Origin of the sequence: Nocardioides sp., from assembly GCF_035481145.1 — a bacterium.
GTDB lineage: Bacteria > Actinomycetota > Actinomycetes > Propionibacteriales > Nocardioidaceae > Nocardioides.
In genome coordinates this window covers 1-6,166 of sequence record NZ_DATIHB010000195.1, presented here as the reverse complement: position 1 = coordinate 6,166, position 6,166 = coordinate 1, and the positions used below count along the sequence as shown (strand labels likewise).

The window sequence follows — 6,166 nt, the reverse complement described above, 5'->3', positions numbered from 1 at the left end:
GGGCTCTACCTCTCCGACCTCCACCTCGCCGGGGAGAACCGCAGCCCGCTGCTCGCCGGCTTCGCGACGATGCTCGGGGCGTTCGTCCGGGGACGGATCCACTTCCACTTCGCCGATGCGGTCGCGGCGACCCAGGCGCTGCGCACGGCCGGCTTCTCGGCCGCTGCCCTGCACCATCCCGACGACGCACGCTTCGCTCTGCCCCCGCACCTGCGCGCGGGCGCGCGGATCGTGCGCGTGGTCGAAGCCGTCAGCTGACCGTCTGGAACCTGATGCCCGCCGCCTCCAGGCGGCGGATCAGCCGGTCGCCCATCGCCTGGGCGGTGGTGACCATGCCGGCGGACGGCGGGTTCTCGTCGAAGACCAGGCAGAGCGCCGACTCGGCCAGCATCTTCGAGGTCTCGGTGTAGCCGGGGTCTCCGCCCGACACCCGCGTGTGCACCGTGCGCCCACCGGACTCCCCGATGAAGTCGACGGTGAACCACGACTTGCGACGCCGCTTCTCGTCCGGCCCCTCCCCCTGCGGGACCTTCTTCCCCAGGAACTCGCGCACCGGCTTGACCTGCGCAGCGACGGCCAGACCGGCCGCGCCGACCGCCCCGCCCGCGGCGTACCGCAGGGTCTTGGTGCCGGCGAAATGCGAGTAGCGGAAGTCCGGGCCGTACGCCGGCAGCGCAGCGCCGCTGCGGGCGACGACGAACGGGTCGATCGTCGGCAGCGGCACCAGCCAGTAGCCGAGCTCCTTGTCGCGCCCGGGCTTGCCTGCAACCGCGCGGCTGCGACGCCCCTCGGGCCTGGGCTCGGCCTTCCGGCGGGCGACCATCGCGTCGCGCATCTGCTTCGCGCGCGAGAAGGCACCGAGCGCGGAGTGGAAGGTGCCGCCGGAGAACGTGCCGTTGGAGCGGACGACGCCGCGGACCGTGATCGGCTTCGCGGCGTCGAGCTGCTTCACCGTGTAGTAGGCGCCGAGGTCGTGCGGGATCGAGTCGAAGCCGCAGCAGTGGACGATCCGCGCGCCGGTGGCCGCGGCGGTGGCGTGGTGCCTGACGTACATCGTGTCGACGAACTCCGGCTCGCCGGTGAGGTCGACGTAGTCGGTGCCCTGCGCCGCGCAGGCGGCGACCAGCGGCGCACCGAGCTGCAGGTAGGGACCCACCGTGGTGATCACGGCCTTCGCCTGCGCCACCACCTGCTCGAGGGCGGCCTGGTCGCCCGCGTCGACGACCAGGAGCTCCATCACCTCGAGCCGCGGGTCGATGCCCGCCAGCCGGTCGCGCACCTGCTCGAGCTTCGCCTGGTTGCGCCCGGCCAGGGCCCAGCGGAGGTTGGCCGGAGCATGACGGGCGAGATACTCCGCCGTGAGGCCGCCGGTGAAGCCCGTGGCGCCGAAGAGGACGATGTCGAGACGTCGGTCTGTCATGCCTGACACTCTGCCGCAGGTCACCGACACCGGGGAACCACGCACTCGCGGAACCCACCGCCTCCGGCGCGCGTCACAGGTGCATGAAGACCTCCCTGACGATCGCCGCCAGCGGTGTCGCCGCGCTCGCCCTGGGCGGCGCGTTCCTGCTCGGCACCGCCGTCGACACTCCCGACCTTCCGGGGCTCTCCGGCAACGACGACGTCGCCGTACAGCCCGTGGTGGAGGCCGGAGATCCACTGTCGGCCGGCGACCTCTCCCTTGTCGCTGCGGGAGACTGCGACACGCTGCTCGACTGGTTCGTGCGCAACACCCGCGACCAGGTCACCGCCTGGGGCTGGGGCGGCGGCATGTTCTACGCGTACGACGGGCGGGCCGCGATGGAGGGCGCACAGCAGGACCTCCGCTCCGCGGCACCCCTCGCCACCGCGAAGTCGCTCAGCGAAGCCACCAACAGCGCCACCGGCACCAACGTCCAGGAGGCCGGAGTCGACGAGCCCGACGTGGTCAAGGCCGACGACCGCGTGCTGGTGCGCCTGGTCGGCGACGACCTCGTCGTCTACGACGTCACCGGCACGGCGCCCAGGCGGATGGCTCGCCTCGACCTCCCCGGCCGGGTCCAGCAGCAGCCGGAGCTCCTGCTCGTCGGCGACCAGGCCGTCGTCCTCTCCCAGCGCTCCGACGCCGACGGCCCGACCACGCGCGTCGACACCGTCTCCCTCGCCGACCCCGCGTCGCCCGAGATCACCCGGACCACGTCGTACGCCGCCAGCCTGCTCGCCGCGCGCCAGTACGGCGACACCCTCCGCCTGGTCCTCGGCACCGGCCTGCCGATGCTCGACTTCGTGACGCCGGAGGGCGACCTGACCGAGCGCGAGGCGCTGCGGAAGAACCGTGAGGTCCTCGCCGAGTCCGGGATCGCGGACTGGCTCCCGTCGGTCTCCTCGGGCGGGACGTCCGAGCAGGTCGTCGACTGCGCCGACATGGCACGACCCGAGGACTTCACCAGTGCGGGCACGGTGTCGGTCGTGGGCTGGTCGGCAGAGGAACCGGAGGAGCGGTCGTCCACGGGGGTGGCGACCGGCTCGCAGACGGTCTACTCCTCCGCTGACCGGCTCTACCTCGCCACCTCGGGCGGCTGGGGTGGGTGCGGACCCATGATCTGCGACGGCCCGCTGCCGGCGGCCAGGAGCATCGGCCCCTGGGGCGGCCCGTGGGGTGGCACGGACTCCGGCACCACGCAGCTCCACGCGTTCGCGCTCGACGGCGAGCACGCGGCGTACGTCGGGAGCGGGGAGGTCGAGGGCGTGGTGCCGGACCGGTGGGCGATCGACGCCGTCGACGGCACGCTGCGCGTCGCGGTCGGGCCCTCGCAGGAGACCGGCGACTGGAACAGCGTGGTCACCCTCGAGGAGACCGAGGACGGCCTCGAGCAGCTGGGACGGGTGGACCGGCTGGGGGTCGGCGAGCAGCTCAAGTCGGTTCGGTGGTTCGACGACCTCGCGGTCCTGGTGACGTTCCGGCAGGTCGACCCGCTCTACGCGGTCGACCTCTCCGACCCCGCGCGCCCGAAGACGCTCGGCGAGCTCAAGGTGCCCGGCTACTCCGACTACCTCCACCCGATCGGCGACGGGCGGATCCTCGGGCTCGGCGTCGACGCGGACGAGGACGGTCGGACCCGCGGCGGGCAGGTGGCCGTCTTCGACCTCCGCGACCCTCGCGATCCGGTGCGCCAGAGCGTCCTCACCTTCGCACGCGACGCCCAGGTCATGGCGGGTCAGGACCCGCGCCAGCTCACTTGGATACCGTCGCGCCAGACGGCCTACGCCGTGGTCGCACGCTACGGCGCGACGGGCGGCGTGACGGGCTGGGTCGCGGAGCTCAAGGTCGGCTCAGACGGCTCACTCACCCGCCACAACGTCCGGGGCACCCACGGGTACGACGACGTCGCGGCGCTCCGCACCGTGCCGCTGCCCGACGGTCGCGTGACCCTCGTGACCGAGGAGTCCGCCCGCTTCCTGTGAGCATCCGGCGTACGCCACCTGTCCCCACCGTCCGGCGTACCGTGGAGGCATGTGCCGCAACATCCGCCCCCTCAACAACTTCGAGCCGCCGGCTACCACGGACGAGGTGACCGCTGCAGCGCTCCAGTTCGTCCGCAAGGTGTCGGGCACGGTCAAGCCGTCCCAGGCCAACCAGGCGGCCTTCGACGAGGCCGTGCACGAGATCGCGCACATCACGCAGCACCTGCTCGACAGGCTGGTCACCACCGCTCCCCCGAAGGACCGCGAGGTCGAGGCCGCCAAGGCGAGGGCGCGCGCCCAGCTCCGCTACGGCAGCTGACCCGACCCTGCCTCGACGCGGGACGTCAGAGGCGCGTGACGAAGATGTGGTCGGCCGAGTCGAGCATGACCTCGGCGGTCTCACCGCCGGAGCCGACGAGCACGCCCTCACGGGTCGGCGCAGCGGTCACGGTCTGGCCCGGCAGCGCACCGACACGGCGCAGCGCGGACATCAACGACTCGTCCTTCTGCATCTCCTCGGAGATGCGGCGCACCAGCACCCTCACCTCGCCCGGGCCGCTGATCGCAGCGAGCGCCTCGACACCGTCCATGAAGTCGTCGGCGAGCTCGGTCGCACCGAGCTCGTCGAGGCCCGGGATCGGGTTGCCGTACGGCGACTCCGTCGGGTGGTCGAGCAGCTCCAGCAGCCGCCGCTCGACCTGCTCGGAGATGACGTGCTCCCAGCGGCACGCCTCGGAGTGGACGAGCTCCCAGTCGAGGCCGATCACGTCGGTGAGCAGGCGCTCGGCGAGGCGGTGCTTGCGCATGACGCGGGTGGCCAGGGCCAGGCCCTGCTCGGTGAGCTCGAGGTGGCGGTCGCCCTCGACGGTCAACAGTCCGTCGCGCTCGAGGCGGGCGACGGTCTGCGAGACGGTCGGGCCGCTCTGGTGCAGGCGCTCGGCGATGCGCGCCCGCAGCGGGACGATCCCCTCCTCGATCAGCTCGTAGATCGTGCGGAGGTACATCTCGGTGGTGTCGATGAGGTCGCTCACGCACCCATCATCGCGCATCACCATCGGGCTGGCAGAGTGGGCGTCGTGAGTGAGAGGTCGCGGTCGGTTCTGTGGCTGCGCAAGGACCTCCGGCTCCGCGACCACCCGGCCCTGATCGCCGCGGCAGAGGCGGCCACCGAGGTCGTCGTCCTCCACGTTCTCGACCCGGCGGACCTGGCGACGTACGGCGAGAGTCGCCGCGCCTACCTGGCCGCGAGCCTGCGCGCGCTCGACGCCCAGCTCGGCGGGCGACTGGTCGTCCGCTCGGGCCACCCCGAGGAGGTCGTGCCGGCGGTCGTCCGTGAGGCAGGTGCGGGCTCGGTCCACGTCTCCGCCGACACGACCCCGGCGGGCCGTGCCCGCGACGAGCGCATCGCGGCGGCGCTGCCGGTCCCCCTGGTCACCACCGGCAGCCCGTACGCCGTGGGGCCGGGACGGGTGCTGACCGGCGGGGGCACGCCGTACCAGGTCTTCACGCCGTTCCTGCGCGCCTGGGCGGAGCACGGATGGGCTCCCCCTGCCCCGGAGGTCGAGCCCCGGTGGGCGGAGCTGACCAGCGAAACACTGCCCGCGGGGACGTCGACCGTCCCGCTTCCGGAGGCCGGCGAGCTCGCCGCGCTCGAGCGGTGGGAGGAGTTCCGCACCGCGGCGCTGGCCGACTACCCGGTCGACCGCGATCGACCCGACCGGCCCGGCACCTCGTTCCTCTCCATCGCGCTGGCCTGCGGCGAGATCCACCCGCGGACGCTGCTCGCGGACCTCGCAGACGCGCCACCCGAGGCAGCCGCCAGCTTCCGCGCGGAGCTCGCCTGGCGCGAGTTCCACGCCGACGTGCTCTGGCACCGGCCCGACGCGCTCACCGATCCGCTCCGGGCGGAGTACGCCCGGATGGAGCACGACGAGCCGGGCACGGCGTTCGATGCCTGGTGCGAGGGGCGCACCGGCTTCCCGCTCGTCGACGCGGGCATGCGCCAGCTCCTCGCGACCGGCTGGATGCACAACCGCGTACGCATGGTGACCGCGTCGTTCCTGGTCAAGGACCTGCACGTCCACTGGACGCACGGAGCCCGCTTCTTCCTCGACCACCTCCTCGACGCCGACCTCGCGCAGAACCAGCTCAACTGGCAGTGGGTGGCCGGGTGTGGCGCGGACGCCTCGCCGTGGTTCCGGATCTTCAACCCCACCGCGCAGCAGCGCCGGTTCGACCCGCAGGACCACTACGTACGCCGCTGGGTCCCCGAGCTCGGCTCCGCTGACTATCCCGACCCCATCGTGGACCACGCTGCGGAGCGCCGCGAGGCACTGGCCCGGCGCGAGAGGATGAGGCCATGACGTCGACTCCGTGGTGGCTCCACGCCGTCTGTTACCAGGTCTACGTCCGCTCGTTCGCGGACTCCGACGGCGACGGCGTCGGCGACCTCCCCGGCATCGCCTCGCGGCTCGAGCACATCCGCGACCTCGGTGCGGACGCGCTCTGGATCACGCCGTTCTACACCTCGCCGCAGCGCGACCACGGCTACGACGTCAGTGACTACTACGACGTGGACCCGCTCTTCGGCCAGCTGAAGGACGCCGAGGTCCTCTTCGAGCGCGCCCACGAGCTCGGGCTGCGGGTGATCGTCGACCTCGTGCCCAACCACACCTCCGACGAGCATCCGTGGTTCCGCGCGGCCCTCGACGCGGGCCGCGGC

The 6,166-nt window shown here is 72.6% G+C and carries 7 protein-coding genes; 5 read left to right on the top strand and 2 right to left on the bottom strand.

From position 1 onward, the window contains the following. Nucleotides 1-258, top strand: a 258-nt coding sequence (locus VLF38_RS15670) for a hypothetical protein (RefSeq protein ID WP_325272171.1), incomplete at its 5' end; no start/stop codon positions are given. Here the strand turns inward: VLF38_RS15670 and VLF38_RS15665 are convergent. After that, nucleotides 251-1,420, bottom strand: coding sequence for a saccharopine dehydrogenase family protein (locus VLF38_RS15665; RefSeq protein WP_325272170.1), 1,170 nt, complete (start codon nt 1,418-1,420; stop codon nt 251-253). The genes VLF38_RS15670 and VLF38_RS15665 overlap by 8 nt on opposite strands. A gap of 83 nt (nt 1,421-1,503) precedes the next feature. Here VLF38_RS15665 and VLF38_RS15660 point away from each other — a divergent pair, with 83 nt between their 5' ends. Next, complete coding sequence (locus tag VLF38_RS15660) at nt 1,504-3,444, top strand: beta-propeller domain-containing protein (RefSeq protein ID WP_325272169.1); 1,941 nt, start codon at nt 1,504-1,506, stop codon at nt 3,442-3,444. A gap of 49 nt (nt 3,445-3,493) precedes the next feature. Continuing rightward, nucleotides 3,494-3,763 (top strand): DUF2277 domain-containing protein, encoded by a 270-nt coding sequence (locus VLF38_RS15655; RefSeq protein WP_325272168.1) that lies wholly within the window; start codon nt 3,494-3,496, stop codon nt 3,761-3,763. Between the two features lie 25 nt (nt 3,764-3,788). Here VLF38_RS15655 and VLF38_RS15650 read toward each other — a convergent pair whose 3' ends face one another. Next, the gene (locus VLF38_RS15650) at nt 3,789-4,475 is read right to left on the bottom strand and encodes a metal-dependent transcriptional regulator (protein ID WP_325272167.1); all 687 of its coding nucleotides are present in this window, start codon (nt 4,473-4,475) and stop codon (nt 3,789-3,791) included. 45 nt (nt 4,476-4,520) lie between these two features. Here VLF38_RS15650 and VLF38_RS15645 point away from each other — a divergent pair, with 45 nt between their 5' ends. Together VLF38_RS15645 and VLF38_RS15640 are read left to right on the top strand one after the other, a co-directional pair. After that, nucleotides 4,521-5,807, top strand: a complete 1,287-nt coding sequence (locus VLF38_RS15645) for a deoxyribodipyrimidine photo-lyase (protein WP_325272166.1) — start codon at nt 4,521-4,523, stop codon at nt 5,805-5,807. Beyond that, a partial coding sequence (locus VLF38_RS15640; protein WP_325272165.1) for an alpha-amylase family glycosyl hydrolase occupies nt 5,804-6,166 on the top strand: 363 nt, incomplete at its 3' end. The genes VLF38_RS15645 and VLF38_RS15640, both read left to right, overlap by 4 nt.

What these genes read in the sequence shown, in the direction of transcription:
- VLF38_RS15660 (WP_325272169.1), top strand. Translation starts at nt 1,504, where the DNA reads ATGAAGACCTCCCTGACGATCGCCGCCAGCGGTGTCGCCGCGCTCGCC.
- VLF38_RS15665 (WP_325272170.1), bottom strand. Translation starts at nt 1,420, where the DNA reads ATGACAGACCGACGTCTCGACATCGTCCTCTTCGGCGCCACGGGCTTC.
- VLF38_RS15655 (WP_325272168.1), top strand. Translation starts at nt 3,494, where the DNA reads ATGTGCCGCAACATCCGCCCCCTCAACAACTTCGAGCCGCCGGCTACC.